Origin of the sequence: Paenibacillus sp. FSL H3-0329 (assembly GCF_037963285.1) — a bacterium.
In the GTDB taxonomy this organism is placed as follows: domain Bacteria; phylum Bacillota; class Bacilli; order Paenibacillales; family Paenibacillaceae; genus Paenibacillus_AQ; species Paenibacillus_AQ odorifer.
The window spans coordinates 1,455,253-1,481,942 of sequence record NZ_CP150150.1 but is presented as its reverse complement, the minus strand read 5'-3'; the positions used below and the strand labels follow the sequence as shown (position 1 = coordinate 1,481,942).

26 protein-coding genes and 1 tRNA gene are annotated in these 26,690 nt (G+C 45.0%); 10 read left to right on the top strand and 17 right to left on the bottom strand.

Annotation, left to right across the window (positions count from 1 at the left end; all coding sequences use genetic code 11):
* Nucleotides 1-61 precede the first annotated feature (61 nt).
* Nucleotides 62-1,639 (bottom strand): gamma-glutamyltransferase, encoded by a 1,578-nt coding sequence (gene ggt / locus NSQ66_RS06550; RefSeq protein WP_076141108.1) that lies wholly within the window; start codon nt 1,637-1,639, stop codon nt 62-64.
* A gap of 631 nt (nt 1,640-2,270) precedes the next feature.
* Nucleotides 2,271-2,648, bottom strand: a complete 378-nt coding sequence (locus tag NSQ66_RS06545) for a PH domain-containing protein (RefSeq protein ID WP_036680049.1) — start codon at nt 2,646-2,648, stop codon at nt 2,271-2,273.
* A gap of 178 nt (nt 2,649-2,826) precedes the next feature.
* Between NSQ66_RS06545 and NSQ66_RS06540 the strand changes: the two genes are divergently transcribed.
* The 3 genes from NSQ66_RS06540 to NSQ66_RS06530 all read left to right on the top strand — a co-directional run bounded on the left by NSQ66_RS06540 (nt 2,827) and on the right by NSQ66_RS06530 (nt 5,573).
* Nucleotides 2,827-2,994: a hypothetical protein gene (locus tag NSQ66_RS06540; protein ID WP_162636617.1), complete on the top strand. Its 168-nt coding sequence runs from the start codon at nt 2,827-2,829 to the stop codon at nt 2,992-2,994.
* Nucleotides 2,995-3,114: 120 nt separating this feature from the next.
* Nucleotides 3,115-5,076, top strand: a complete 1,962-nt coding sequence (locus tag NSQ66_RS06535; protein ID WP_339279629.1) for an ABC-F family ATP-binding cassette domain-containing protein — start codon at nt 3,115-3,117, stop codon at nt 5,074-5,076.
* Between the two features lie 29 nt (nt 5,077-5,105).
* A complete protein-coding gene (locus tag NSQ66_RS06530) occupies nt 5,106-5,573 on the top strand; it encodes an ASCH domain-containing protein (RefSeq protein WP_038569238.1) in 468 nt (155 codons plus the stop codon).
* Between the two features lie 101 nt (nt 5,574-5,674).
* Here the strand turns inward: NSQ66_RS06530 and NSQ66_RS06525 are convergent, their stop codons facing one another.
* The 4 genes from NSQ66_RS06525 to NSQ66_RS06510 all read right to left on the bottom strand — a co-directional run bounded on the left by NSQ66_RS06525 (nt 5,675) and on the right by NSQ66_RS06510 (nt 8,072).
* The gene (locus NSQ66_RS06525; protein ID WP_155288093.1) at nt 5,675-5,827 is read right to left on the bottom strand and encodes a hypothetical protein; all 153 of its coding nucleotides are present in this window, start codon (nt 5,825-5,827) and stop codon (nt 5,675-5,677) included.
* 202 nt (nt 5,828-6,029) lie between these two features.
* Complete coding sequence (locus NSQ66_RS06520) at nt 6,030-6,647, bottom strand: NUDIX hydrolase (protein WP_036680055.1); 618 nt, start codon at nt 6,645-6,647, stop codon at nt 6,030-6,032.
* Nucleotides 6,648-6,680: 33 nt separating this feature from the next.
* Nucleotides 6,681-7,559: an RNA methyltransferase gene (locus NSQ66_RS06515; RefSeq protein ID WP_081382596.1), complete on the bottom strand. Its 879-nt coding sequence runs from the start codon at nt 7,557-7,559 to the stop codon at nt 6,681-6,683.
* 117 nt (nt 7,560-7,676) lie between these two features.
* Nucleotides 7,677-8,072 carry a helix-turn-helix domain-containing protein gene (locus NSQ66_RS06510; protein WP_244886429.1) on the bottom strand — a complete coding sequence of 132 codons (396 nt, stop codon included), beginning with the start codon at nt 8,070-8,072 and terminating at the stop codon, nt 7,677-7,679.
* A gap of 115 nt (nt 8,073-8,187) precedes the next feature.
* Between NSQ66_RS06510 and NSQ66_RS06505 the strand changes: the two genes are divergently transcribed.
* Both NSQ66_RS06505 and NSQ66_RS06500 read left to right on the top strand, forming a co-directional pair.
* On the top strand, nt 8,188-8,871 hold the full coding sequence (locus NSQ66_RS06505; protein ID WP_076215025.1) for an SDR family NAD(P)-dependent oxidoreductase: 684 nt from the start codon (nt 8,188-8,190) through the stop codon (nt 8,869-8,871).
* Between the two features lie 158 nt (nt 8,872-9,029).
* Nucleotides 9,030-10,385: a dipeptidase gene (locus tag NSQ66_RS06500; RefSeq protein ID WP_339279628.1), complete on the top strand. Its 1,356-nt coding sequence runs from the start codon at nt 9,030-9,032 to the stop codon at nt 10,383-10,385.
* Between the two features lie 302 nt (nt 10,386-10,687).
* Here the strand turns inward: NSQ66_RS06500 and NSQ66_RS06495 are convergent, their stop codons facing one another.
* From NSQ66_RS06495 to NSQ66_RS06480, 4 genes are all read right to left on the bottom strand, one after another.
* Nucleotides 10,688-11,578 (bottom strand): cation diffusion facilitator family transporter, encoded by an 891-nt coding sequence (locus NSQ66_RS06495; protein WP_339279729.1) that lies wholly within the window; start codon nt 11,576-11,578, stop codon nt 10,688-10,690.
* Nucleotides 11,579-11,726: 148 nt separating this feature from the next.
* Nucleotides 11,727-11,800 (bottom strand) — tRNA-Gly (locus NSQ66_RS06490).
* 64 nt (nt 11,801-11,864) lie between these two features.
* On the bottom strand, nt 11,865-13,991 hold the full coding sequence (locus NSQ66_RS06485) for an EAL domain-containing protein (RefSeq protein ID WP_339279626.1): 2,127 nt from the start codon (nt 13,989-13,991) through the stop codon (nt 11,865-11,867).
* A 244-nt stretch (nt 13,992-14,235) separates the two neighbouring features.
* A complete protein-coding gene (locus NSQ66_RS06480; RefSeq protein WP_170914180.1) occupies nt 14,236-15,195 on the bottom strand; it encodes an aldolase catalytic domain-containing protein in 960 nt (319 codons plus the stop codon).
* A gap of 238 nt (nt 15,196-15,433) precedes the next feature.
* On the opposite strand from NSQ66_RS06480, the gene NSQ66_RS06475 reads away from it, so the two are divergent.
* The 4 genes from NSQ66_RS06475 to NSQ66_RS06460 all read left to right on the top strand — a co-directional run bounded on the left by NSQ66_RS06475 (nt 15,434) and on the right by NSQ66_RS06460 (nt 18,159).
* Entirely contained in the window at nt 15,434-15,676 is a 243-nt protein-coding gene (locus NSQ66_RS06475) for a FeoA family protein (protein ID WP_036680093.1), read from the top strand.
* On the top strand, nt 15,673-17,685 hold the full coding sequence (gene feoB, locus NSQ66_RS06470; RefSeq protein ID WP_036680095.1) for a ferrous iron transport protein B: 2,013 nt from the start codon (nt 15,673-15,675) through the stop codon (nt 17,683-17,685). The genes NSQ66_RS06475 and feoB overlap by 4 nt, the downstream gene beginning before the upstream one ends.
* A gap of 44 nt (nt 17,686-17,729) precedes the next feature.
* Complete coding sequence (locus tag NSQ66_RS06465) at nt 17,730-17,909, top strand: FeoB-associated Cys-rich membrane protein (RefSeq protein ID WP_038569228.1); 180 nt, start codon at nt 17,730-17,732, stop codon at nt 17,907-17,909.
* 103 nt (nt 17,910-18,012) lie between these two features.
* Nucleotides 18,013-18,159: a hypothetical protein gene (locus NSQ66_RS06460; protein ID WP_172628785.1), complete on the top strand. Its 147-nt coding sequence runs from the start codon at nt 18,013-18,015 to the stop codon at nt 18,157-18,159.
* Between the two features lie 98 nt (nt 18,160-18,257).
* On the opposite strand, the gene NSQ66_RS06455 is transcribed toward NSQ66_RS06460, so the two are convergent.
* The 5 genes from NSQ66_RS06455 to leuB form a co-directional block, all read right to left on the bottom strand.
* Entirely contained in the window at nt 18,258-19,763 is a 1,506-nt protein-coding gene (locus tag NSQ66_RS06455; protein ID WP_339211567.1) for a leucyl aminopeptidase, read from the bottom strand.
* Nucleotides 19,764-19,869: 106 nt separating this feature from the next.
* Nucleotides 19,870-20,973 (bottom strand): ATP-binding protein, encoded by a 1,104-nt coding sequence (locus NSQ66_RS06450; RefSeq protein ID WP_036680098.1) that lies wholly within the window; start codon nt 20,971-20,973, stop codon nt 19,870-19,872.
* A gap of 389 nt (nt 20,974-21,362) precedes the next feature.
* Complete coding sequence (locus NSQ66_RS06445; RefSeq protein WP_036680100.1) at nt 21,363-21,770, bottom strand: hypothetical protein; 408 nt, start codon at nt 21,768-21,770, stop codon at nt 21,363-21,365.
* Nucleotides 21,771-21,995: 225 nt separating this feature from the next.
* The gene (locus NSQ66_RS06440; RefSeq protein ID WP_036680102.1) at nt 21,996-22,535 is read right to left on the bottom strand and encodes a peroxiredoxin; all 540 of its coding nucleotides are present in this window, start codon (nt 22,533-22,535) and stop codon (nt 21,996-21,998) included.
* A 171-nt stretch (nt 22,536-22,706) separates the two neighbouring features.
* The gene (gene leuB, locus NSQ66_RS06435) at nt 22,707-23,789 is read right to left on the bottom strand and encodes a 3-isopropylmalate dehydrogenase (protein ID WP_036680106.1); all 1,083 of its coding nucleotides are present in this window, start codon (nt 23,787-23,789) and stop codon (nt 22,707-22,709) included.
* A 226-nt stretch (nt 23,790-24,015) separates the two neighbouring features.
* Between leuB and NSQ66_RS06430 the strand changes: the two genes are divergently transcribed.
* Nucleotides 24,016-24,996, top strand: coding sequence for an aldo/keto reductase (locus NSQ66_RS06430; RefSeq protein ID WP_036680109.1), 981 nt, complete (start codon nt 24,016-24,018; stop codon nt 24,994-24,996).
* A 74-nt stretch (nt 24,997-25,070) separates the two neighbouring features.
* On the opposite strand, the gene NSQ66_RS06425 is transcribed toward NSQ66_RS06430, so the two are convergent.
* On the bottom strand, nt 25,071-26,162 hold the full coding sequence (locus NSQ66_RS06425) for a DUF5668 domain-containing protein (protein ID WP_339279624.1): 1,092 nt from the start codon (nt 26,160-26,162) through the stop codon (nt 25,071-25,073).
* 17 nt (nt 26,163-26,179) lie between these two features.
* Nucleotides 26,180-26,677 (bottom strand): hypothetical protein, encoded by a 498-nt coding sequence (locus NSQ66_RS06420; RefSeq protein WP_036680114.1) that lies wholly within the window; start codon nt 26,675-26,677, stop codon nt 26,180-26,182.
* Between the last annotated feature and the right edge of the window lie 13 nt (nt 26,678-26,690).

Here is a 26,690-nt window from a genome sequence, read left to right as displayed (position 1 = left end):
CATCCATCATTCCACCTACGATTCCTTCAGAGTCCTTCCAATCCTTCCATCACACCTATACCTACCACCCAATCGCCGCACCATCGCAGCGTCGGTCCGTTCCCCCACTGCGGTATCCATTGTCATCTATCGAAATCATGTGAGCGTGACCCATAATCCCATCATAGTCATCTACTTTCCGGACAATATGACCGGCTGCGGCCAAATCTGCCAGCACCTCATCAGCTACCCTGCTCTCCACCTTTAGCTCTTGCGTAGGCTCCCCCCACGTTCTCCCCCACACAAAACGCGGCTCATTCACAGCCGTTTGTGGATTCATGCCATAATGCAGCATCCGTGTGAGCAGCAAGGTTTGAGTCTGTGGTTGACCTTCGCCACCTTGCGTCCCGTACAGAATCGCAGGTTTGCCCTCGCGGCAGGCCATCGCTGGCATCAGTGTGTGGAAGCTGCGCTTATGCGGCTCAAGCGTATTGATGTGCCCGGGGTCCAGCGAAAAAAACGAACCTCGATTCTGCAGCAGAATCCCAGTATCCCCAGCGGCCACGCCCGAACCAAATTCAAAATACAGACTCTGAATAAAAGAGACCGCATTCCCGTCCTCATCCACAACCGCAGCATAAGCTGTATCACTGCCGATAGGCTGACTTGTCAGTTGCGCAGCTTTTTGCATCGAGATAGTAGACGCTAATTGTCCTGCATAACGTTTATCCAGCAGCTGCTCCAAAGGAATAGCACTAAAATCCGGATCTGTAAGCACCCTATCCCGATCGCGGAAGCTTAGCTTCAACGCTTCAACAAGCAGGTGATAATATTCATACGAACCATGCCCGATTGCTTCAAAATTGTAATGTTCCAATAAATTAAGACTCATTAGTCCAGTGAAACCTTGAGAATTAGGCGGCACTTGATATACCGTATGCCCGTGATAATCCGTATGAATCGGCTCGACCCAATCCCCCTGATGATCCGCAAAGTCATCCCGAGTCAAATACCCGCCAGTTGCCAGCATATAGTCACAGATGTCCTCCGCAATCTTCCCCTTATAAAAAGCATCCCGCCCACCCGCCGCCAATGTCCGCAGGGTGGCCGCCAGCTGTTTTTGCTGGAATCGCGATCCAGCACAAGGAATCACGCCGCCTGGCGTGTAAATCGCTGCCGCCTCCGGCGACAGCGCAGAGCCCGCAACAGCCGTGTTATTCCGCTGATCCGGCGACAGCGGAAATCCCTCCAAAGCATAACCAATGGCAGGCTCCAGTACCTCCGCCAGCATAAAGCGGCCATACTTACTCAGTACGGCATCCCAACTGTCCGCCATCCCCGGCACCGTAATGGCGCTGCGAATCCCCCGCCGCGGGATGAAAGCTTCCCCGGCATAGCTGCTTCTGCGGACTCCGTACCCGGAGCGCCCGCTTCCGTTATAGGCCCGAACACGCGCCTCTTGCGTGTTATAGGTCAACCAAAAGGAATCTCCGCCTAGCCCCGTCATATGCGGATATACAACAGCTAGTGTCGCACTGATCGCCACCGCTGCATCAAAGGCATTCCCCCCTTTTTCCAACATACGTGCACCAGCAGCCGAGGCTAAATAATGGGGGCTAACTACCATAGTTTTTGTGCCTATTACGGGTTTCTCCGCCATGTTCCGTCCCCCTATCTTTTACGGGTTTCTCCGCTCCGCCATGCCCTTCCCTCTATGTTTTTCGGGTTTCTTCCCCATGCCATTCCTCTACGTTTTACGGGTTTCTCCCCTCCACCATGCCCATCCCCCTATGTTTTACGGGTTTTTCCGCCATGTCCCAACTCCTTATTTTTTGCGGCGGGTTTCTTCAACATATTCAATCTCCTATATTCTGCGGCGGGTTCAGCTGCGAGCTCCCTATAACTTCTGACTTAATTAGTGTCATTTAACATTACACGAAAATCCTTTGTCAATCGGTTACGCTGAAACGCAAAATAAACCTCTTCTTTTTGTGAGCTATGCACAAATAAGAGGTCATCTTTGTTTAATCTTGTAGATTCACACCTACGAATATTATAAAATCATTTTAATTACAGGGAGCCGCATACTGCCATGGCGTACTACCGTGACCTTTTGCCACCAAATGGCTACCTATCTCGGATATGTCTAGTCACCTTTTGCCGCCATATAGCTGTCTATCTCGGTTATGTCTTGTGGCTACCTATCTCAAATATGTATAGCTGCATCTAACCTTAGTAATCTTAGCCACTTTTAGAGGGGGGCTTGTGCTTTGAAACACCGAATAAACAATTTATTTTAAAATATATTGCGATAACACGGCCTGCACCTCGTAAATATTTACGGATTTATTGAAGGTCTTCTTCACCGGAAGCGTGCTGCTGGAAATGTAGATACATAGCTCCGCATCCAGGTCAAAATGCCCTGCCGTCTCCACGGAATAATGCGAGATGCTTTTGTAAGGGATCGAATGATATTCTGTTTTCTTGCCCGTCAGACCTTGTTTATCCACCAGAATAAGCCGCTTGTCCGTAAAAATGAACATATCTCTAATCAGCTTATAGGCGCGTTCGATTTTCTCCTGAGGAGCAAGAATTTGTGCGTATTCCCGCTGGACCTCCGTAAGATTTACTTGTGATGCATTGCCCATTAATCCGTCAAAAAGTGCCATATCTCTTCCTCTTTTCATCCGTTAAATTTAGCCACTTGCCCCCCACTACAGAACCATATTATTCTATTTTTCATATTCTATGCTGTGTAAAAATACTCTCTGACATCTTTTTACTTGCTTATTTTCTGATTTTTGATTACACTGTCATTAAATTTACTAAGAGAGGGGTGTGGAAGGAATGGATCACAATTGGACCAACAGTGTTATGAGTCGGCTACCTAAAGCGATAGCTGGCATTGCTCATGTAAATGGCGATAACGGGAGAAGTCTGTCCATTTGTATGAATTTAATAACACTACACAATTGTGAAATGCCTTTCCTGCCATCACCCGGACGGATCAGTTAACCGGAGAATGATAAGGCCGTGGGGAAATTTCCCTACGGTCTTTTTTTATGGTTTTTTACAGGATTTCGGAGCCATTTAGGGTACTGGCGGTGCGAAGGGCATTCTTAAAGGAGAATATATATGATCATCCAATGCCAAAATGTTCAAAAATACCACGGGGCACAACTCGTGCTGAATAGCATTACCTTCGATATCCGCCAAGGGGAAAAAATTGGCCTGATCGGCCGTAACGGCTGTGGCAAAACGACACTATTCCACCTGCTGAACGGGGAGGAACGCCCCGATGAAGGGCAAATCTCAATACGCAAAGGCAGCGTAGTAGGTCTGTTAGCTCAAATTCAAGAAGTTAACGAAAAAGAAACCGTATATGATGTTCTGCAGCGCAGCTTTGCCGAACCTTTGCAATGGCAGCACCGCCTGCGGGAGCTTGAGCTGGAAATGTCCAGCTTTAACAGCGGAACGGATGAAATCCTCTGGAATCGGCTGCTGAAAGAATATGGCAGCTTGCAGGATAAGTTCGAGGCCGCCGGAGGTTACGAGATCGAATCCTCTATTCAGCGCGTAGCCTCGGGTCTCGGGATTGGAACCGGACAATACAGCCGATTGTTCGCCTCTCTTTCAGGAGGAGAAAAAACAAAAGTCGGACTTGCGGAGCTGCTGCTGCGCCGTCCAGACATCCTTCTATTGGATGAACCAACCAATCATCTCGATATGAACGCCATTGAATGGTTGGAGCAATTTTTACAGAGTTATGATGGAACAGTGCTTGCGATCTCCCATGACCGTTACTTTCTGGACGCTGTAGTCAAGAAAGTGATCGAGATTGAGGATGGCGAGGCCTTTACCTTCCATACCAACTACAGCGGCTACCAAGTGGAGAAGGAAACACGACTTCTTCAACAATTTGCCGATTATCAAGAGCAGCAGAAAAAAATAAAACAAATGCAGGTAAGCATCAAACGTCTCATTGAATTTGGCAATCGCGGGACACCTCCTAACCCTTCCTTTTACCGGAGAGCAGCATCCATGCAAAAAGCACTGGATCGTATGGTGAAGGTTAAACGTCCTATTCTGGAGCGTAAATCAATGGATTTGCAGCTACAGCAAAATGACCGTTCCGGTAATCAGGTTGTCATTTTGGAGGATATCGGAAAAGCATATGGTCAGCGAAGCCTTTTCGCAGAGGCAAACGAAGTACTTCGCTACGGAGAGACTACGGCACTCATCGGCGGTAACGGGGCAGGTAAAAGTACACTTTTAAGAATTATTTTAGGGCAGGAAACCCCGGACAGCGGAAGCTGTACACTCGGCTCAAGAACTGTGGTCGGCTACCTCGCACAAGAGGCTGTTCCTGAAAATAACAAACAGTCTGTACTCCGCTACTTCCGCGAAGAAGCTGGACTTGAAGAAGGTGAAGCACGCGGGCAGCTTGCACGTTTCCTATTTTATGGTCCCGATGTATTCAAAGACATTACGAATCTGTCCGGTGGTGAATGGACCCGCCTGCGTTTCGCTGTACTAATGCATCGCAAGCCAAATCTGCTGATTCTGGATGAGCCGACCAATCATCTGGACATAGATTCTCGTGAAGCACTCGAAGAAGCATTAGAGGAATTTCCAGGCACGGTTCTGGCGGTATCTCATGACCGTTATTTCATCAATCGCCTATTTCACAAACTATGGTCCATTGAAGACGGGCGGTTTGGAGTGTTCAACGGAAACTATGAATATTACAAGGAAAAACAAGCTGAAAAAGCATTACTAGCTCCCTCTTTTGCGGATCAAGCTAAACCTGTCTCTGCAGAACGAACAAGTTCACGCCCTGATAAGCCTCAATCTAACGATTCAGGGAAAGAAACCAACGCTAAATCCACCAGTTCCCGTAGGAAAAACGCCACCTTCGACTGGGAAACGGCCATTGCAGAGGTAGAGGAACGCCTTGGCGTGATCGATGCTAAGATGTTAGATCCCCTGATCAGCAGCGATGCAGCTGAACTTGCTGAGCTGCAACAAGAACGTGATGCGATACAGGAACAGTTGGATGAGCTCTATACAGGATGGATGGAGACAACTGGTCTATAGAATAGATTGATCTATAAGGAGATGAGCATATGAGCAACAAAGAGAAGATTAAGTTATTGTGGAAAGAATACACCCAGCTTCATCCACAAGCAGCGGATAACTATGACGCCTGGGCCTTTGGTGACAGTCCCCAGATGGCCGATGAGCTGCTCGATCTGGTGATTCGTGGGATCAAGACAGGAACTGCTTCGAATTATGATATATTTGAAACTTGTGACGAGACGTTTCCGCAAGTTGGCGGTCACAGTATCGTGCTGGATGGATCTGGTGATCCGCGGGCAATAATTGTTACTACAGATGTACAAATTATACCTTTTGATGAGGTTAGCGCTGAGTTTGCCTATACTGAAGGAGAAGGTGACCGGACGCTTAAGTCATGGCGTCATGATCATGAGCAGTTCTTCACCAGAGAATCCTTAAAATTCTTAAACAAACCCTTTGATCCAAAGATGAAAGTTGTTTGTGAGAACTTTAGAGTGGTATATACAAAAGACTAAGATCTTCAGAAAACGCAAAAGGCTGTCTCTTCCACAAGGAAGGGACAGCCTTTTGTGTATACTATAAAATCAACAGAATTAGATCCTCATTAATTTATGGTTTAGTGCCAAAATCCCAAAATCCAGCCAATAACAGAGATCCATAACGGAATGCTGATTAAAATACCCCAAACCAGCCCAGTGGCAATATTGCCTTCTGCAGGACGCACCACATTTTCCTGTTTCAATGGAATGCTCAATTCTTCTTGTTCCATGCGATCCCCTCCTAAAATATCTTATCGTCACAGTAGAGGAAAAAATGTAGACCGCTCGACCCAAAAAATTAAAATTTTGAATTTTGGTAGATATAAAGGCTCAGCGGCCAAACCGTTGTAAGTGCTTACATATTAGTTATTAACCAAATTTTGAATAATTAAAAACTTAAATTTGCGGAAGTCATACAGTATATGCAGATTCTTAGTCCAATATTACTACTTTTTCCGGATTTCGTAAATATTCAAACATCGTCCGAATCTGTGCCTCTGTATTCCGCTCTGCTGAAAGCTCAGGCAGCTTATCTTCAGCAAAAAACGAAACTTCGCTTGTCTCTACCCCTTCCATTGCCTCTCCGCCCACGATGCGGCATAAAATAAAGAACTTGTACACGTGATAAGGCTCCGGCGGATGGCTATGAAATTTCTTATCCAGTACAGCCAGTAAGCGAACTGCTTCTGCCTCAAAACCCGATTCCTCTTTGATTTCTTTCACAACAACTTCGCTCGGCGACAGTCCAATGTCCCCCCAGCCACCAGGAAGCGCCCAATTCCCGTCCAACTTCTCGCGAACAAGTAGAATTTTATCCTCCCGGAATACAACACCACGGACATCAACTTTTGGGGTAGCATAACCCCCTTCACCCGCAAAGGAGAGTCTAATTCTCTCCTTGCTTTCGAAGGTATAATTAGCGAGGATATCTACACTGAGCTCCCGCAAAGCTTGATACCGTTCTATATCATAAACATCCTTAGCATAAGTTAATCCAGTCTGTGCGATGGCCTGAATTTCTTTGGCCCACGTTAACCATTTCTGCTCCATTGCTGCACCCCTTTTTCGGTACCTTGATTAGGATTACTGGCAAAGCATTAAATGACGCGAGAAGGCTCCTTTTTTAGCTTCACAACGGTCTATGATTGTAAATCCAGCTTCAGTGATCATCTCGTCCATCGGTTCAATCGCAACGATAACCACCCGATCTGCAATCCGGCGCGTATTCACTAGAATCGCGAACTGCTCCTCAGGTGTAATACTAGAATATAGATTATATGGCATATCTACAATGGCTACATCGTAATGATCAGTGATATCCGCAATATCCCCGAGCGTAACCTCACTGGTGAATCCAAAATGGGCAATATTTGTTCTCGCACCGATAGCAATCATAGGGTTAATATCACGTCCAACCATATCGATTCCCATTGACAAGGCTTCTACCATTACAGTTCCAATACCGCAGCAAGGATCTATAGCACGTATACCTTCAGGATTCGGAATAGCCATATTAACCGCGGCACGGGCAACACGTGTACTAAGCGCGATAGAATAGCTGCGTGGCTTCTTCATTTGGCGGAACCAAGTTGCCTTGTTTTTATGATAAGATCCGAAGTACCAGCGTCCACCCAGCGTAACAATGCCGTATACCAGCTCCGGATGGTTAACATCCGCTTCTCCTTCAATCCGCAACCCAATTTCCCGCTCGATCACTCTGCGCTCATCATACTCTATTTTGTCTGCAGGGCCCAGATCGTTGGTCTTCACAAAAATAACTTTAAACGTCTTGCCGCCAAGCTCCACCTGCTCCGTTTGATCATAAATCTCAGGCAGACTGTCCCCTTCATACATTACATCTATCCGCTCTTTAATGAAGGGACTGCGGCTGACATCCACCTCAACCTCACTCTTAAAAAGAACAGTCGGCACCTGCTCACCAAAAAGACATCGCAGCTCCATCTGACACAGCGATAACTCGTCCTCTGAACAGGTGTAAGTATAAATAAATGTGTTTGTTCCACTTTCCTTATGCAATATAATCCATCCTCTATCCCAGTGAATTGTTCTGCTGTCTTGTTACTCCTGTGTGTCGTGCTGGTGGTCATAATCTATACGCGCTTTGGCGATCTTCCCATTGTTTTTGTTGACCCAGTCCACAAGCGAGGTTAAAGGTCCCAACAATGATTCTCCTATGCTCGTCAGACCGTATTCCACAGTCAATGGGACTGTAGGCGTCGCTTTACGCCAAACTAATCCATCCCGTTCCAAATGGCGCAGGGTCTGGGTCAGCATCCGTTGTGATATCCCTCCAGAGCGCCTTTGCAACTCTTTGAACCGCAATGCTTCAGCACCTAAATTGACTATGATCAGTACACTCCATTTATCTCCGACCCTGTCCAGAATCTGGCGGGTAATGGAGCAATCCTCCAGCATCGGCATGAACCGGGTGGGTTCTTCCTTTGAATGTTCCAACTGTGGTTACCTCCATGTAACTTAAGCATGTAATAGTGCCTTCTTGTCCCTCAAGCCTATTCAGCTTATCATGGTTACTGTTAGTAATCAACAACCGGAAAGGAACTAATAAATCATGAAAAAGACCATTGCCATCATAGGTGCTGGACCCGGCTTAGGACTCTCAATCGCCAAAAAATTCGGAGCCAACGGATTTCAAGTGGCATTAATCTCTCGAAATGAAGAGAAGCTGAACACCCTTGTTCAGGAACTGCAAGCACTGAATATCGAGGCTGCTGCTTTTCCTGCCGACGTATACAATAAAGAACAAGTAGCCACAGCCTTCGATAATATCAAGAAAAAATACGGCTTTATCGATGTGCTCGAATTCAGCCCGACAAGTGGAAATTACCCTCCTACTCCTGCTTCACAAGTAACAGAAGAAAATGCACAGGATGCCTTTCAGGCACTGGTTGTAGCCGCTATCCGCAGCGTAGCACAGGTCTTGCCTGAGATGCTGGAGAAACGCAGCGGCGCACTGCTGTTCACAACCGGATTGTCCTCCATCTATCCCATGCAGATGATGGGTAATGTAGGCATTGCGCTTAGCGGATTAAGAAACTACGCACTTAACCTGCAAGCAGATTTGGCTCCACAAGGAATCTATGTAGGTCATTTAGCACTTGGTGTATTCATTAAACCCGGCACCGCTACAGATCCAGGACTCATCGCTGATGTTTGGTATGAGATGTATATGAACAAAAGCAAAGCTGAGGATACTTTTCCCCAAGGTGTGACACCGGCTACAATCATCTGGTGAGAGGTTTGCCCCATCGCTTTTGATCCATAGTGAGTTCTCCAGTATAATGGTTCCTATAGAATGCTAAACAAGACGGTCACGCATGGCCAATAAGCTTATGCCCAGGCGCTTACAAAGCCGGTTTTGCGCAGCAAAACTTAAGGAGGTACATACTCACTATGTCATACGAAACGTATTTTTCAACCCACCGGGATGAACATCTCGAAGAACTAAAACAATGGCTCAGAATTCCAAGTATTTCTGCCTTATCTGAACATAAGGACGATGTACTGAAGGCAGCCCATTGGCTGACAGACACCCTGAAAAAAGCCGGACTTGAGAACATTGAGTTGCATCCGACAGCGGGACATCCCGTTATATATGCCGATTATCTTCATGCTCCAGGCAAACCAACTATTCTCGTGTATGGTCACTACGATGTACAACCAGTAGATCCATTAAACCTATGGACCTCACCTCCATTTGAACCAGAGATTCGTGATGGCAAGCTTTATGCACGCGGAGCAACAGATGACAAAGGACAAGTATTCGTTCACCTCAAAGCCATTGAGGCGATCCTGAAACAAGAAGGTACTCTTCCTGTGAATCTCAAGCTTTGCATCGAAGGTGAAGAAGAAATCGGCAGTGTGAATCTGCCTCCGTTCCTTGAAGCCAATAAAGAAAAGCTCGCTGCGGATGCGGTGTTAGTCTCCGATACATCCCTATTGGAACGCGGTCGTCCTGCCATCTGCACTGGGCTACGTGGTCTAGCTTCCCTTGAAGTTAATGTAACTACCGCTTTGACAGACCTGCACTCTGGTTCTTACGGCGGTGGCGTTCCGAATGCATTGCATGCCCTAGTATCTTTGCTAAGCTCGCTTCATGACGACAAAGGACGCGTATCTGTAGACGGATTCTATGATGGCGTTCCTGAACTTTCCCCAATGCTGCGGGAAGAATTCGTGAAGCAAGGTGTGAATGAAGATAAAATCCGCGAAGGTCTTGGATTGGAATCGTTATACGGCGAAGAAGGTTATTCCTTTGTAGAACGGATTGGCGCTCGTCCTACGCTTGAGCTTAACGGCGTATACGGCGGTTTCCAAGGGGAAGGCAGTAAGACGGTTATCCCTAAAGAAGCACATGCGAAGATTACCTGCCGCTTAGTTGGCGATCAGGATCCACAGCATATCCTCGATGCCGTTGAAGCACATCTGAAGGCTAATATTCAGACCGGAGCGAAAGTGCATGTTAAGCAAATGGAGAAGGCACGTGCCTTTAACATCGATCCGTCGAATCCTATTCTGCAAACTGCAGCAGACGCATATGGCAAAGTATATGGAACCCGTGCCCTCTTCACCAAAGACGGCGGCTCCATTCCGATCATGGAGAGCTTCTCCCGTGTGCTGGAAGCACCTGTCGTTCTGATGGGCTTTGGTCTCGATGATGAGAACCTGCATGCACCGGATGAGCATTTCAACCTGGAGAACTTCGACAAGGGATTACTCACCATTGTTGAGTTCCTAAAGACTGTTTAAGCTACACAAGCTACAAACAAATAAAGCCAGGTTCCCTAAGTTGGGAGCCTGGCTTTTTAGTATGCGGCCAAACAAAAGAGCATCATTGCTTAGTCCATTTATAAAACCACCATACCATTGCTATCACCATTATTATTAAAAGAAAAATCAGGCTTTTAACTGAGCTACTTATTATTAAAGGTCTTAAATAAGCGATCATTATCCGTCCCCCATATAGAATGAATATAAAAGAGATATAATCACCATATCACTTAATACAAAATATTGAAATAGCAGAGAAACTCTGTGAGTAATCACCATTATTACCCTTCATGTAATACCGGTTTGTTAGCCAACTGTTCATGTTCGGGTTCAATGTGAATCAACACCTGGGCACGTTCAAATATGCCTTGAATGGCTAGTTCAATTTCGTCGCATAATTGATGCGCAGTAGCAACACTCATTTTAGAAGGAATCACAAGGTGAAAGTCGACATACTCTTCTGGACCAGATCGGCGGGTACGAAAATCATGAAATTCAATATATCGCCCTTGAAATAACTTTATGACATGTAATATTTCATTTTCTTCTGCCTCAGTTAATCGTGCATCCAACAGCGGAGGAAATGACTCCTTTAGAAGCTTATAGGCTTCACCCATAATATACAGAGCCAACACAATCCCAATGACAGGGTCGAGTATCGTCCATCCAGTGAGGGTGACCAATAATAAACTGAATGCAACCCCCAAAGAGGTGAAAACATCCGTAAGCAAATGCAGAGCATTCGATTTCATAGCCACAGAGTGAAGTTCGTCTGCCTTCTTTTTAACCTTGCGTGAAACCATATAATTGATCCCCGCTCCGACCACCATCACAATAATGCCCAAAAAGGGAAGTTCGATCGCGGTTGGATTCATTATTTTATGAACACACTCATTTATAATCCAGAATCCAGCTACAAAAATAAGCAACGTTTCAATCGTCCCTGAGATATTCTCCACTTTGCCATGACCATAAGGATGAGTTTTATCCGCAGAACGACTTGACCATCGGACCGAGAAAAAAGCAATCAACGAAGCAACTAAATCTAAGGAGGAGTGGATCGCTTCCGAGATAATTGCTACTGAACCTGTAAGTACTCCGACTATAAGCTTTAAAGAAACGATAAATGTATTGCTAAGTACAGATAGGAACGCAATCTTTGCACCATTCAAAAGTTTCACAACCCTTTCTTAAAGGTAACCCTATATTAAAGTTTTTCCATTTGGCAAATAGTATAAACAAAAAAAATCCCACCAACCAATATAGGCTGATGGGATATAAAAAAACCCTTGCATCGCAAGGATTTGGAAGTTTGAATTATGGAGCGGGTGATGGGAATCGAACCCACGCTATCAGCTTGGAAGGCTGAAGTTCTACCATTGAACTACACCCGCACTAGAAAGTGAATACAAGAGTTATTGTATCATCTCTACAAGTAAAAATCAACATTTTTTTAGTTTACAGGGAAGCGCCGAGGGGTGCCTTTTTTAAAAATATCGCCTCAAACTCTGCTGGTTGAATAGGTTTGCTGAACAGAAATCCTTGAGCTTCATGACAATGCTGCTCCCGCAGAAATTGCAGCTGCTCCTTGTTCTCCACACCCTCAGCCGTAACCTTCAGCTTCAAATGATGCGCCATAGAAGTGATTGTAGAGACTATAGCAGCATTGTTGCTGTCCTCCATAACCTCTGATACGAACGACCTGTCGATTTTCAATCTGTCGATCGGCATGTTCTTTAGATAATGCAGGGAGCTGTAGCCTGTACCAAAATCATCAATACTGATGAAGACACCAAGCTCTTTCAGACGTTTCAGCTGATCAAAGGCCGTTTCTTTATCCAAGGTCATACTCTCAGTAATCTCAAGGTCGACATAACACGGATCTAATCCAATGTCGGTTAAGATGGTATGAATCCTCCCTGCTAGATTGGGCTGAAGGAATTGCCGCATAGATAGGTTGATGGAGACGCAAATCGGCATATAGCCGGCCAGCTGCCATTTTTTATTCTGCAGACAAGCTGTTTTGAGTACCCATTCCCCAATCGGAACAATGAGTCCACTCTCTTCAGCTAACGGGATAAATTCCGCAGGAGAGACCAGACCACGCTTCGGATGATTCCAGCGGAGCAGAGCTTCCATTCCTACGATCTCTTCCGTCTCCAGCAAAACCTTTGGCTGATACACCAGAAAGAATTCATTGCGTTCAAGCGCTCTGCGGAGGTCATTTTCCAGCTTTAGACGTTCCTTTGCTTTCATCTGCATGGCTGGGATATACCTGCGAATCTCTACTCCCTGTTCCTTGGCATTATGTACAGCCGTATCAGCATTCTGAATTAGATGTTCCGCAGTTTCACCGTCACCGGGATAAATACTTAACCCCATACTAAGCGAAATATGGTACTCCCCCGACTCTAAGGCAATAGGTACCTCAAACAATCGATGCAGCTCCGTAGCTCGAACCAAACATTCTCCAAGACTTGCTCTCTCCATCATAAGAAAAGCGAACTCATCCGCCCCCATACTATAAAGCTCTTCAGTAGATTTAGCCTCATTCACAAGGCGCTCAGACACCAGCTTCAGTAAATGGTCTCCGGCAAAATGGCCCAGGGAGTCATTTATATTCTTGAAATGATTAATATTCATAATAGCTAACGCTGAGAATTTATCGCTCGTTTTCTTCTCTCCAGCAATAATCATCTCTTCTACACGCTGCGTCAGACGACGTCTATTGGGAAGTCCCGTTAAATCATCATGATAGGCTAAATAATTGATCCGTTCCTCAGCCAACTGCTTTTCGTAAAAGGGTTCTTCAATCGTCAGACGATATACTCCAGTAAGAAGCAAATAGTATGCAACACCGCTACACACCATTCCAAAAAGATCATCTATATTGCCACTACTGAACGGACTCATAAAAAAGGCTTGGCCCAAAGAGAAAAAGATAAGTGCTCGAATAATAATAAGCAGGGAGGCTGACTTTTCACTTTTTTCAGGAAATACAATAACTGCAACACCTGCCAAGTAAACAAAAAGAACTGCCAAATCAGCAATCTGCTTCAAAGGATTCATCCAAGGTTTATTTAAAAACTGAGGCAACGCCGAGTGGCTGAATATAAACAAAACAATGGAAAGCACAATCAGCATGAAGGCTATTCTAAACAACTTTCTTTTTTCAGAGACAGACACGGGCTTATCTTCCCTGCTAAAAATAAACAACATTCCTAAACCGCTGATTAGTCGTGAGAGGGTTCGCAGCCACAACGATTCTTCAAAAGTTATGAATGATGAAATCAACGGGATGCCCACAAAACCCAGTGTATGCAAAAAATCAATAATACATATTCCACCAAAAAGAGCAGCGGCATATAATCTTCCTTTAGATAATCTGCTAGAGAAGAATAACCAGCCCTGTGCAAATATTGCAAATCCAAAAGCAACATTACAGCAGCCGACAATGAGATAGAGAGAAGAAATAATATCCCAATCGTCCAATCGGTTAAGCGATGTATGGAAAATTTGAATTAAAAGGAACAGCAAGGCGCCTACAGCAGCTGCTTGAATTGTCTTTTTCTCTTCTTGTCTCATAAGTCCCTCGCGTCTGAAAATAATATCTATTAATTAACATTCAAGTATAGTTATGTCCTAAGTATAAATATCGGCGGGATAGGACTTTTAAGTTACATTTCTTTTATCGGCATTCAAATGGAAGGCGCGTTTATAAGTTATATATTCATAAATCTTGCATAAATATAAACCATTTTCTGCTAGCAGGCAACCAAAAAAGCACTTCCCCCTACGAAAGGGTTCAGTGCTTCTAAGAAACTCAGGTTTATTTGTCACCAAAGGTTACTTCTGGTGTTGTAAGCTTATCAAAAAAATCAACGGATTTATCCTTGTCTGCAGATGCACGAAGTGCCATTGCTGAACGTGGATGCTCATCAAGTGTACCTGTGATCATATAAGGAATGATATAGCCCCACTCCTCTTTCTCACGCAAAGGAATCATCAGGCGTTCAATAATATCAAGCACAGGGCGCAAGGAGTAACGTGTATTCTTCAAATGAGTTACTAACAGCTCTGTAGGGCAATTTCCTGCAGCTCGTCCCATCCCATAACAAGAAGCATCCAGTAATTCTACACCATTCTCAGCAGCAATCAACGTGTTGGAGAACGCCAACTGAAGATTATTGTGAGTATGTACGCCTAGACGTTTGTTTGGCAGATGTGTCTTGAACTTCTCAACCAGATAATTCATGTCATTGTGATCCAAGCTGCCGTATGAATCTACAATATATACCACATCAACAACGCTCTCACGGATCATTTCAAAAGCTTCCAACAATTCATTCTCCATAACATTAGACAAAGCCATAATGTTGATCGTTGTCTCATAGCCTAGATCATGGAAAGTTTGTACCAATTGGAGGGCTTTCTCTACATCTTTGCTGTAGCATGCCACACGAATCAAATCCAGCATACTTTCGCTGCGGGGCAAAATATCATTCTCATCCACGCGGCCGATATCAACCAAAGCAGATAGCTTAGTGTGACCTTTTTGCGGAATCACTTTACGCAGGAAATCATCGTCCAGAAAACGCCATGGTCCGGCACCCTCTGCTCCTTTGAGCAATTTTGGTGAATTTTTATAACCGATTTCCATATAATCAACACCAGCTTCATTCAAGCCGGCATATAAGTTTTGTACAAATTCCACACTAAAATCCCAGTTGTTCACTAGGCCCCCATCTCGGATGGTGCAGTCAACAATCTTACATTGATTAGTCTTCATAATTATCTCCCTTCAACTATTGCAATCATTATAACCGCGAATATAGCTTTACTATGCAATTTATATCGTATAATCATACTTTAATGAAGAATAAAATGTAAAGGAATTTCATCTTCTTCTCCTTAATGCTATTACCACATCGTGTCAGCGACAATGATCACAGTAAATAAGCCCTAAAAATGCTACATTACAAGAAAATCATTGAGATTGATTATCAGTCTCTTTTGGAGGGATAAAAATGGCTTCTACCTCTTGCTCATTGCTGCGACTACAACCGGGTTCGACCGGATATATTCATAAAATAGAAGGAATCAATCCTATCCTACGCCGTCGTCTGGCTGATCTTGGAGTGTCCGAGGGTGTGAGCATTCGCCTGAAAGGAAAAGGACCTTTTTTAGGACCTATTACCTTAGAGTGCAATGGACAACTGTTCGCCATCCGCCGGAAGGAAGCTTCATTGATTGAGGTGAACGTGTCTTGAGTTCAATAGCTCTTGTAGGTAACCCCAATACAGGTAAAACCTCTCTTTTCAATACGTTAACCTCCTCATACGAATATGTTGGTAACTGGTCAGGGGTAACTGTAGAAAAGAAGATCGGCAGCCTGAAGAACGGCGCTGGCAAGCTCATTGATTTGCCGGGCATCTATTCCTTGCACCCACTCTCACGCGATGAGGGGGTTGCTGCCCAGTATCTAATAGAAGAATCTCCAGAAGCCTTAATTAATATCGTGGATGCTTCACAGCTGGAACGAAATCTGCTGCTCACGCTTCAATTACTTGAGTATGGCAAACCTACCTTACTCGGACTGAATATGATTGACGTCGCTAATGCACGTGGAATTCGCATCAATCATGAAGTCTTACAATCACGACTGGGTATAACTGTCCTCCCGCTTGTTGCAAGAACGGGAAAAGGCTGCGCACAAGTCCTCAGTATTTTAGAGAAATCCTCTGCGATTCCCGCTGTAAAGTTCAAGTTGAACTACGGTGAGATTGTAGAGCATGCGATATCTTCTATAGAAAAGGAATTACTTCCTATCAAGGACTTACCAAATCACCGCTGGATTGCTCTACAGCTTATGGAGCAGAATCCGGTTATTCTTCATTTTCTGAAGACACGTATGGACACCACCCGCCTGCTAAACATCTGTGAATCCTGTCAGAGTGAGCTACAGATCAAAAAGCTGGCCCTGACGCTCCCCCAATGGATTCGCTCACAGCGGATGGATTATATCCACTCCATTTGTGAGGTTGTACTTGATACAACAACGCAGAAACCTCATAACTTAACAGAAAGATTAGATTCCATATTGACGCATCGTTTTCTAGGACTGCCCTTATTTATCTTCTTTATGTATGCTCTCTTTAAGACCACATTTGACTGGGTCGGCGGACCTCTATCAGATCTCCTCGATGGCCTGATCTCCGGACCGATTAGTGATGGAGCCAATTCCCTGCTTCAGACGCTTGGAGCATCCAGCTTCACGCATGCCCTGATTGTCGATGGATTAATTAGCGGTGTAGGGGGCGTCCTCGTCTTTGTCCCGCAAATCTTCATTCTCTTCCTGATCATTTCCTTCTTGGAGGATTCAGGATACATGGCTCGGGTTTGCTTATTAATGGACAGCACCATGGAACGTATGGGACTAAACGGAAAAGCATTTATTCCATTCATCATTGGCTTCGGCTGCAATGTACCTGCCATAATGGCGGCGCGCAGCATCGAACAGCCCAAAGACCGCATGCTGACCACCTTGCTAATGCCGCTGATGTCCTGTTCTGCGAGACTGCCTGTTTACGCTTTATTCGCAGCTGTGTTTTTTCCGGCGCAAGAGGCCGTAGCAGTTCTGTCCATGTATGTGATGGGTATTGTGTTTGCTCTGATTCTTTGTAAGGTATTCTCTAAATATTTATTCAAAAATGAATCCTCAGTTTTCATGATCGAGCTTCCACCTTATCGTATGCCGCAGATCAAGACCTTATCGCGCAGCACTTGGGAAAAGGGCAAGGGTTTCCTGCGAAAAGCTGGAACTATTATTCTTGCAGGCTCAGCAATTATTTGGTTTATGTCTTATGCCGGTCCTGGCGGGTTTGATGTGGACATGGATCACAGCTTCCTGGCTAAGTTTGGGGGTATGATCGCACCGCTACTGGCACCGCTTGGTTTCGGAACATGGCAGGCTGGCTCTACGTTGGTTCCGGGATTTTTGGCAAAAGAGGTAGTAGTCTCTACCATGAATATCATCTATCATGCACCAGATGCTGCTGGTTTAGAAAATCAAATTTCTCAAGTCTTCACACCATTGAGTTCGATCAGCTTTATGGCCTTTATCCTGCTATATATTCCTTGTTTGGCTACTGTAGGGGTAATCAAAAAAGAAACAGCGTCTTGGAAATGGACCTTCTTCTCCATGGGGTATTCTCTCGTTCTGGCGTATATCGTATCTTTAATTATTTTTCAAGGCGGACGGTTATTAGGATGGTCGTAAACTTGTAAATTATAAGATTCTCATGATGAAAGTGGGGTACCATTATGATAAATGTTGTGATTGTCGCCTTAATTTTCGGTTATTCTGGCTGGACCATCTATCGACATGTGCAAAAGGGAAAGCAGGGCGCTTGTGCAGGCTGTGATAAAGGAAAAAGCTGCTCGGCAGCATCGATGGATTCCCCTCTTTCTTGTTGTTCAACACCGGTTAACAACAAGAAGTAGGCTTGTAAAATGGGCAATAAATAGTGATTTATCGTTTAGCCTCCTTAACTAACGGGTATGTTTGTTATAAGCAACTACAGACAATACCAAGGAGGTAATTCCTATGAATACCAAAAAGACATTATTTACAACGGTCGCATTGGGAGCAGTATATTTACTGAAGAATAAGGGAACTCGCGATAAAATTATGAACGGCATTCAATCTTACACTTCCCAATCGAAGGCCAAAAAATCCAGTGGTACTGTTTAAGCTTCTGCTCTTGGATTTCAATAAAGGGGTGTTCCCTAAACCAGACTCTGGTTTAGGGAACACCCCTTGTTGTTTAGAACGGACAGCTCCCCGGATGTTTAGATCTCGCTTTCGCTCAGCAGCCACTGAATGATAGAACGAACCATGACACCTGTTGCTCCCTTAGGATTAACTCCACGTTCTTTAGATACATATGCAGTGCCAGCAATATCTAGATGAATCCATGGCAAGCCCTCAGCAAACTCACCTACAAATAATCCGCCTGTAGTGGCTCCACCATATCTTCCAGCAGTGTTACGGATATCGGCAACCTCGCTCTTTAGCATCTCACGAAATTCCGGGTATGCCGGAAGCTGCCAGACCTTTTCCCCTGAATAGCTTGAAGCGGCCAGAAATCGCTCCAGAAACGCTTCATCATTAGTTACAGCACCTGTTGCTAAATCTCCCAAAGTGGACAACACAGCGCCTGTCAGTGTAGCTACATCGATAATACGTTTCGCTCCCCATTCCCGAGCATAAGTCAGCGCATCTCCCAGGACAATTCTGCCTTCAGCGTCGGTATTCAACACTTCTATCGTTCGTCCGCTCATGGAGGTAATAACATCTCCAGGCTTAAAAGCATTGGCCGATGGCATATTCTCCGCAGATGGAATAACCATAACGACATTAATTCGTGGACGTAAGCGGCCAAGCGCCTCCATTACTCCGAGTACAGCCGCTGCCCCGCCCATATCACTAATCAGCTCTTCCATACCTGGTGCTCTTTTTAAGGAGATCCCGCCGGTGTCAAAGGTAACTCCCTTCCCTACAAGCCCCACTACGTTATCCCAATTCCCTGTCCCCTGATAACGGATGACGATCATTCGCGGAGGGTTTACACTTCCTTTTCCGACTGCGAGCAATCCGCCCATTCCTTTTTGCTCAATTTCCCGTTCATCCAGCACCTCAGAAGGAAAGCCATATCGCTCAGCAACCTCTATAGCGGCCACAGCAAGGTCTGAGGGGGTCAATAGATTACCAGGCATGTTGGTCAAGCTCCGCGCCAAATTCGTGGCCTCACCGAAAGCTAGCCCCTTCTGAATGCCTTGAGTCCAATCCCGTCCGGCATTACCCTCTAATTTCTCTTTTATAGTGAAAACAACTGCTGTTGGGCCTGTATAAAAAGACTGCACCTGCTTATAGGTAGCCCGACGATAGGAACCTAGCATTAGCCCCTCCGTCAGCGCATAAGCAATAGAAGTCACATCCTTCTCTACGGTAAGCTCCTGTAAGGTGTCCGGTACTTCAAATACCAGCTTGAGCGCCTTCAAACGAAGCGCTGCACGGGCTGTCTGAGCCCCCATTTGCCTTAGATCCTCAGTCGTGAGAAGTTGGTCCCCCCTGCCAACTAAAATAACAACAGGACAACCAGATGAATTCTCAGCAGGTAGTACATAAGTCTGATTAAGCTTGCCTTTAAATAGACCTGCCTTTCCCAATAGGCGAATTCTGTCATCCCAGCCCTCGGAAAAGCCTCCATTCTCGACCTCAGACTCAGAAATAATAAGGATAAGGGCATCACCCTGCACATTGTTGGCAACACCACTGTTGTATTCTATATTCATTGTGATTACCTCCATTTGTTTCCCAAAACCAACACCCATTGTAACATAACAAAGGCTGATCTCCGCATCTGTATTATCCGCAGGGATCAGCCTCTTATTACTTATTCTAATGGATTAATGGCAAAGAGATCACAAAATGAGTACCCTCGTTAACTCTGCTGCTAACAGAAATGCATCCGCCATGATTTTTGATGATGCGGTCACTTACGGAAAGACCCAATCCTGTACCATTCTCTTTGGTAGTAAAGAAAGGATTAAATAACCTGTCCAGTGTACGAATATCCATTCCTTTACCGTTGTCAGATATGAACATACGGACCTCAGAGCCTTCTCTGCGGGCACCAACCTCGATTTTCCCCATCGAATCATCTTCTCGATCCGCTACAGCCTCCATTGCATTTCTAATCATATTAAGCACGACTTGCTTCATCTGTTTGACATCGCCAGAAATCACCATGTCCTCTTGAAGAGGATGAAGATTGATCTGGCAGCCTTTCATTAAAGCTTCGCTCTCTGTAAGGAGAACAACCTCCTTGAGCAATGCCGACACGGGTATCATCCCCACCTGCGGAACTGACGGCTTAGAGGAGGACAGAAATTCATGGATTATATCGTTCGCACGATCGATCTCGGCCAATATAATCTTGGCATATTCCTCTTTCCCCAGTTGGTGCAAGTATGGATGAAGCAGTTGAATAAATCCCCGGATCGCGGTCAACGGATTCCGGATTTCATGGGCAATAGATGCGGATAATTTGCCTAGCATAGCTAAGCTATCGTTCTGGTAAGCCGTTTGTTCGATTAACTTATAATCCGAGATTTCCTTGACAGTGAACAAATAACAGCCTTTCATTTGCTCTCCGCAGCATAAAGTAACCTTCCAGTAACGGCCATACTCGTCTAGAAACTCATAATTTGATTTTCCTTTGTATACCATCTCTCTGTAGCTCTGCAGTACTTGTTTTTTCTTGGAACGGCTCAGTCGAACATTAGACAGCAGATGGGAAAATGTGCAGCCCACAAGAGAGTGACGGGTAAGCTCGAGCATCCCGTACATTTGCTTATTTACAAAACTTATAACTCCCTCTTCATCAAAAAGCATGATTCCGCTGTCAATATTCTCTAGAACATCCTCGTATGTAGTATCCACAGGTCCAGTTTGATAGGTTCTTCCCGGTAATAGAAGACTTTCTTGATATTGGCTAATCACGATACGAAGTTCCCCCTTTTACTGCATTTGACGAAGACGCTTAAGCGACATCAAATTACTATGTATTTGAGTGTATGACGAAGCCGCCAGAACATTCGGTAATCGTTGCACTTTTTCCAACCGGTTCAATTATATTCCAATCATATCCAAGAGAACTAGACAACGCAATCGGAGAAACTGTCGAATGGTAAAAAAATTCATAAAATGATTCCAAAGACATATGAAACATCACATCAAATTATATTTATCGCTATTTATTCGCCTAAATGATTTAAAAAAATCTAAAAAGGATCACGAAAAACTAAAAAGGATTATAAAAAGCTAAAAAGCCCCCGCGATTGCGGAGGCTTACATGGAAATGGGGCATGCCCAAAAAATTAGTAATAAACTTATGCCTTTTGTTGCAGGCGTAGACGGCGCTGACTCATCACAGCTAACCTTTTTTTCAATTCCCGTTCCCACTTGGTATCCTCAATCTGTTTGGCTACAGCTAGCAGATCAAGCGCCATATCGATTTGATTGCGTACAACGGCTAGAGGATCTTCACTCTCGACGTTAATGACGTTCTCGAAAATTGCAGTTTCGTCTTCCATGACATAGTCCTGAAAGTCCACGTCGGTAACACCATCTCCATGTGCATATTCCGCTAAGATCTCATATTCATTCTCGACCTTGTAGTGAACCTCCACACGATGACATACCGGACAAAAAAGCAGGGGAACATTATGGACTTGCGTGCGATAATGTTTTAGGGTCCCCTTTGTTCCTACCATACTCGCTCCACAGCAAAAGCTCATATTTGTTCGCCCTCCTTAGAAATAACCCTTTGATTGTTTATTATTGTATTACATTACCCCAATGGAGATTCCTCCACTCGAGGACATAATATAACTTTTCGCGCCTATTTTCAAATCTATTTAGATATACAAGATCTTTTGGTGCAAAAAACCCCCTTACAGAAAATTTTCTGCAAGGAGGTAGAAATCAGAATATCAAAGATCACTATGATAACGGTCTAAAATTTACAGATTCTTATCGCCCGGCTTCCAGTTCATTGGGCATAAACCACCAGATTGCAAGGCTTGCAGAACACGAAGAGTTTCTTCCACACTGCGGCCTACATCATTGTGGTTAACGACTTGATATTTCAATTCGCCTTCAGGATCGATAATGAACAAGCCACGCAATGCGATACCTTCTTCTTCAATCAGAATGCCATAGTCTTTAGAGACTTGTTTCGTAATATCAGCTGCAAGCGGGAAATTCAAACGACCCAGGCCGTTGGAATCCTTAGGGGTATTAATCCAAGCTTTGTGGCTGTGGATCGAATCGATGCTTGCACCGAGAATCGCTGTATCAAGTGCTTCAAACTGTGCTGCTGCGTCACTGAGAGCTGTGATTTCAGTTGGACATACAAATGTGAAATCAAGCGGATAGAAGAAGAATACAAGCCATTTGCCACGATAATCAGACAAGCTTACTTTACCAAAATCCTTACCATCACCTGATACGGTTTCCATAGTAAAATCGGGAGCCGGTCTACCTACTAAACGTTCCGCCATTGCTAGAATCCTCCCTCTGATTATGTAAGAAAAAATACCATTTGTATCTCTCAATATACTGAAAAATGCTGAAATAGATAATATCTTGTCTACTTAACAAATGGTATCATCGCACAAAATCAAAGTCAAGATTAGATCAATTATTTATTTATAATTATTATAAATAAAGTATTAGGCTTTGCGGATTGCTGCAACAATCAGGTCGCCCATTTCAGTTGTACTGATCGCTTTGCTCTTATCCACGGCGATATCACTTGTACGGTGTCCTGCATCCAATACTGCAGCAACTGCCGCTTCGATTGCAGCAGCAGCATCCTCATAACCAAAGGTTAAGCGGAACATCAGGGCCAGCGACAAGATTGTTGCGATCGGGTTCGCAAGCCCTTGTCCGGCAATATCAGGAGCAGAGCCGTGAACGGGCTCGTAGAGACCATAGTTGCCGTCACCCATCGAAGCTGAAGCAAGCATACCGATAGATCCTGTCAGCATAGCAGCCTCGTCGCTCAAGATATCACCAAACATGTTCTCAGTAACGATAACGTCAAAGCTAGATGGACGGCGCAGCAGCTGCATTGCGCAGTTATCAACCAGTACATGCTCTACCTCTACCTCCGGATATTCTGGAGCAATCTTATTCACAACCTCACGCCACAAACGTGAAGTTTCAAGTACATTCGCTTTATCAACACTCGCCAGTTTATTACGGCGCTTGCCGGCAATCTCAAAAGCTTGGCGGACAATTCGTTCTACTTCCATTACGTTATATACACAGGTGTCCACAGCTTCTTCACCATGTTCTCCTTGACGGCGCAATTTATCTCCGAAGTAAATCCCGCCAGTCAGTTCGCGAACTACCATAAGATCTGTGCCTTCCAGGACTTCAGGCTTCAAAGTCGAAGCATCCTTAAGACAGTCAAATACGACAGCTGGACGCAGGTTGGAGAACAACCCCAGTGCTTTGCGAATTCCAAGTAGTCCGGTTTCGGGACGAAGCTCCTTTGGATTATTATCCCATTTTGGTCCACCAACAGCACCCAATAACACAGCATCTGCGCTACGACAGATTTCAAGTGTATCTTCCGGCAGCGGAGTGCCCTTCTCGTCTATTGCGATACCGCCAAATAATGCGTGCTCTGTTTCAAAAGCATAACCGAATACTTCTTCTGTTACTTTTAATACTTTTTCCGCTTCTGCTACAACTTCTGGTCCAATACCGTCCCCTGCGATTACGGCGATTTTTTTAACTTCACTCATCTCAGTCACTCCTCAAGTTTTCTGCTCTAACAGACATAGTTCTTCTTTATATTGTTGTATCATACCCAGTCGTAAAGGACAAAGATATAGATTCTATTGAGCTGATAGGTGTAGCCTATAAATAGAGAGGATCAGACCACTACCGTCAATGCTGAGCATATTTGCTCTTAGTTCTGAAGATGTTTACAATTAATATGAAGTCATCTATCAAAGGAGTGAATGCGAAGTGCAATATGCAAAGCTTGGCAAATCCGGCATGAAGGTCAGTCGCCTATGTCTAGGAACGATGAATTTTGGCCCGCAGACGGATGAAAAAGAAGCCTTCCGCATCATGGACGCTGCACTGGATGCAGGTGTTAATTTTTTTGATACCGCTAACATTTACGGCTGGGGCGAAAATTCTGGCCTGACTGAAACCATTATCGGACGCTGGTTTAAACAAGGCGGCGGACGGCGGGAAAAGGTTGTACTAGCCACCAAAGTTTATGGAGCCATGAATGATAACCTTGATGGTCCTAATGATGAAGAAGGATTATCCTCATATATCATTCGCCGCCATCTTGAAGGGTCCCTGCAGCGTCTTCAGACCGATCATATTGAATTGTACCAGATGCATCATATAGACCGCAGTACGTCCTGGGAAGAGCTCTGGGGGGCTTTCGAGCTGGCTGTGAGTCAAGGCAAGATTGGTTATGTCGGTTCCAGTAACTTTGCAGGCTGGGATATCGCCATAGCTCAACAAGAAGCAAAGGCTCGTGGTTTTCTTGGACTAGTCTCAGAGCAGCATAAATACAGCCTGACCTGTCGGCTTCCTGAACTTGAAGTTTTGCCAGCCGCTCGCCATCTGGGGCTAGGTATTATTCCTTGGAGCCCACTCGATGGAGGTCTGCTCGGAAGAAATGCACTCAAAAAAATAGAGGGCAGCCGGAGTGGCGGAAATGCAGATCGTGTAGAGCAGCACAAGAGCCAGCTTGAGGCTTTTGCCAGCTTATGTATGGAGCTGGGAGAACCACAGGATAATGTCGCTCTTGCTTGGTTACTGGCTAATCCTGCTGTAACTGCTCCAATTATCGGCCCCCGCACCCTGGAGCAATTTGAGAGTGCGCTGCGCAGTCTTGAGATTGTGCTAGATGAAGCTGTGCTTAAACGACTAGATGAAATATTCCCTGGACCCGGCGGTGAAGCCCCTAAAGCGTATGCTTGGTAGGTAAGTTCTATCACAAAGGAGCTGAGGCCTCAGCAGAATCAATACGCTGAAGCCCAGCTCCCTTTTATTCATTCTTATTCAGCTGTGTCCACGGTCACACTTCCATTACTCGTGCTTAAGTCCACAGTATAAGTGGCTTTACCAAGCACAGCGGTACCATAGCTATCGCCGTCCCGATCCCAGGGTACATTCCCCTTCAGCGAGCCATTGCTTGTATCTGCAATAATCTTCGCATCCGACACGGCCGGCAAGCCCACTATAACCTTCCCGTTACTGGATGTACATTTCCAGTTTCCGGTCACTGCTGAGTTTATAGTAATTTTGCCGTTGCTGCTCTTGGCTGACAACGTCCCATCAATGTTATCCAATACTATGGCTCCATTAGAGCTCACGAGTTCAACTTCACCTTGGATATTCTGTACGGATAGTGACCCATTGCTGGTATGCGCATCCACTTCGCCGACTATATCATGAATATTTAATGCACCATTACTTGTCTCAACCTCTATACCTGACTTTAGATTCCAGGCTTCTATAGAGCCATCACTTGTCTCAACCTCAACAGCAAGGTTATTGGGTGCACTTACATTTAGATAAGGACTTTTGGTATTGAATCCAAACTGAATGTTAGAGAACCAATTATGATCGGAATCAAGCTCCATAATCAGTGTATCTCCTTCAGTACTAACCTTCCATTTCTTTTCCAGTGCACTTTCAGCATCACTTTGCGATTTTCCAGGCAGCAGTAAACTCCCCTCATAATCCAAAGAGCTTCCAGCTACACCCTCAACCTTTACTTTTCCACTTGGAAGTACGATTTTGAGCGTCGTAATATTCTCTTTCACTTCCACATTCCCACTAAGCGGAGTTAGATGTGTATTACCGATCAGATTGCTGAGTGAACCTCCCGCCATTACTGTCTGAGCACCACTTGCTCCGATCAGTACAATAATTAACAGGATGGCCCAGCCGCTTACACGGCTTTTGACATCGGATTTGATAAAAAGTCTAATCAACATCTCAAGTCCGAATAAGACCAACAACGCCGGCCATAAAAAACCAAGCACCTCATAGCTGATCATATCATACTGAGCCATCACGATAATGACACCAAGGGCAATGCAGCCCAAGGCTGCTGTGAAACTTCCTATTTTCCATCTCCCCATAGTTAAATCCCCGTTTCTTATGCTCTCGTATTGTTCCTTAACATCTTCAGTCCGTACGCAATCAGACCCACTGATAATAGGATCGTGCCGATGTTGATCTCAGTCAGCATATCCCAAAGGGTAGGGAAAGCTGTGATTACCAACATGAGGAATCCAGCAACAACACAGCCGATTCCCACCCAAGCTGGATTGATCTCTTCATGCGGATATCCAGGCATAGAGGACATCCCCATGGTCCAAGGGGCTCCGAAGCTGTCTGGATGAAACATCATTCGTTCGTGTTCAGCAGCAGTTATTTTCATCCAAGCCGCCTTCTGCAGGGCATCAAACAATTGATAAAACCACAGCGCCGCCAGGGCAAACGGGAAGATCAAGGGCTCGGACGGAATAAACATTATACATAAGGACGCCCCGATCATAAACTGTAAACCCTGCTTTTTAAAGCCTAAGTACAAATGACCTACTCCAGGTACCATAGCCAGCATAAAAGTGAGCCAACGTCTCTTCTTAATCATAATACATCCTCCT

Bases quoted from the DNA above. Each gene is read 5' to 3' on its own strand.
- NSQ66_RS06520 (WP_036680055.1), bottom strand. From the start codon at position 6,647: ATGGAGCAGAAATGGTTAACGTGGGCCAAAGAAATTCAGGCCATCGCA.
- NSQ66_RS06445 (WP_036680100.1), bottom strand. From the start codon at position 21,770: ATGAGCTTTTGCTGTGGAGCGAGTATGGTAGGAACAAAGGGGACCCTA.
- NSQ66_RS06485 (WP_339279626.1), bottom strand. From the start codon at position 13,991: ATGAGACAAGAAGAGAAAAAGACAATTCAAGCAGCTGCTGTAGGCGCC.
- NSQ66_RS06535 (WP_339279629.1), top strand. From the start codon at position 3,115: ATGATCATCCAATGCCAAAATGTTCAAAAATACCACGGGGCACAACTC.
- NSQ66_RS06475 (WP_036680093.1), top strand. From the start codon at position 15,434: ATGGCTTCTACCTCTTGCTCATTGCTGCGACTACAACCGGGTTCGACC.
- NSQ66_RS06425 (WP_339279624.1), bottom strand. From the start codon at position 26,162: ATGGGGAGATGGAAAATAGGAAGTTTCACAGCAGCCTTGGGCTGCATT.
- NSQ66_RS06530 (WP_038569238.1), top strand. From the start codon at position 5,106: ATGAGCAACAAAGAGAAGATTAAGTTATTGTGGAAAGAATACACCCAG.
- NSQ66_RS06500 (WP_339279628.1), top strand. From the start codon at position 9,030: ATGTCATACGAAACGTATTTTTCAACCCACCGGGATGAACATCTCGAA.
- leuB (WP_036680106.1), bottom strand. From the start codon at position 23,789: ATGAGTGAAGTTAAAAAAATCGCCGTAATCGCAGGGGACGGTATTGGA.
- ggt (WP_076141108.1), bottom strand. From the start codon at position 1,639: ATGGCGGAGAAACCCGTAATAGGCACAAAAACTATGGTAGTTAGCCCC.
- NSQ66_RS06465 (WP_038569228.1), top strand. From the start codon at position 17,730: ATGATAAATGTTGTGATTGTCGCCTTAATTTTCGGTTATTCTGGCTGG.
- NSQ66_RS06505 (WP_076215025.1), top strand. From the start codon at position 8,188: ATGAAAAAGACCATTGCCATCATAGGTGCTGGACCCGGCTTAGGACTC.
- NSQ66_RS06545 (WP_036680049.1), bottom strand. From the start codon at position 2,648: ATGGCACTTTTTGACGGATTAATGGGCAATGCATCACAAGTAAATCTT.
- NSQ66_RS06540 (WP_162636617.1), top strand. From the start codon at position 2,827: ATGGATCACAATTGGACCAACAGTGTTATGAGTCGGCTACCTAAAGCG.
- NSQ66_RS06525 (WP_155288093.1), bottom strand. From the start codon at position 5,827: ATGGAACAAGAAGAATTGAGCATTCCATTGAAACAGGAAAATGTGGTG.
- NSQ66_RS06460 (WP_172628785.1), top strand. From the start codon at position 18,013: ATGAATACCAAAAAGACATTATTTACAACGGTCGCATTGGGAGCAGTA.
- NSQ66_RS06440 (WP_036680102.1), bottom strand. From the start codon at position 22,535: ATGGCGGAACGTTTAGTAGGTAGACCGGCTCCCGATTTTACTATGGAA.
- NSQ66_RS06480 (WP_170914180.1), bottom strand. From the start codon at position 15,195: ATGAAGACTAATCAATGTAAGATTGTTGACTGCACCATCCGAGATGGG.
- NSQ66_RS06420 (WP_036680114.1), bottom strand. From the start codon at position 26,677: ATGATTAAGAAGAGACGTTGGCTCACTTTTATGCTGGCTATGGTACCT.
- NSQ66_RS06515 (WP_081382596.1), bottom strand. From the start codon at position 7,559: ATGGAGCTGCGATGTCTTTTTGGTGAGCAGGTGCCGACTGTTCTTTTT.
- NSQ66_RS06455 (WP_339211567.1), bottom strand. From the start codon at position 19,763: ATGAATATAGAATACAACAGTGGTGTTGCCAACAATGTGCAGGGTGAT.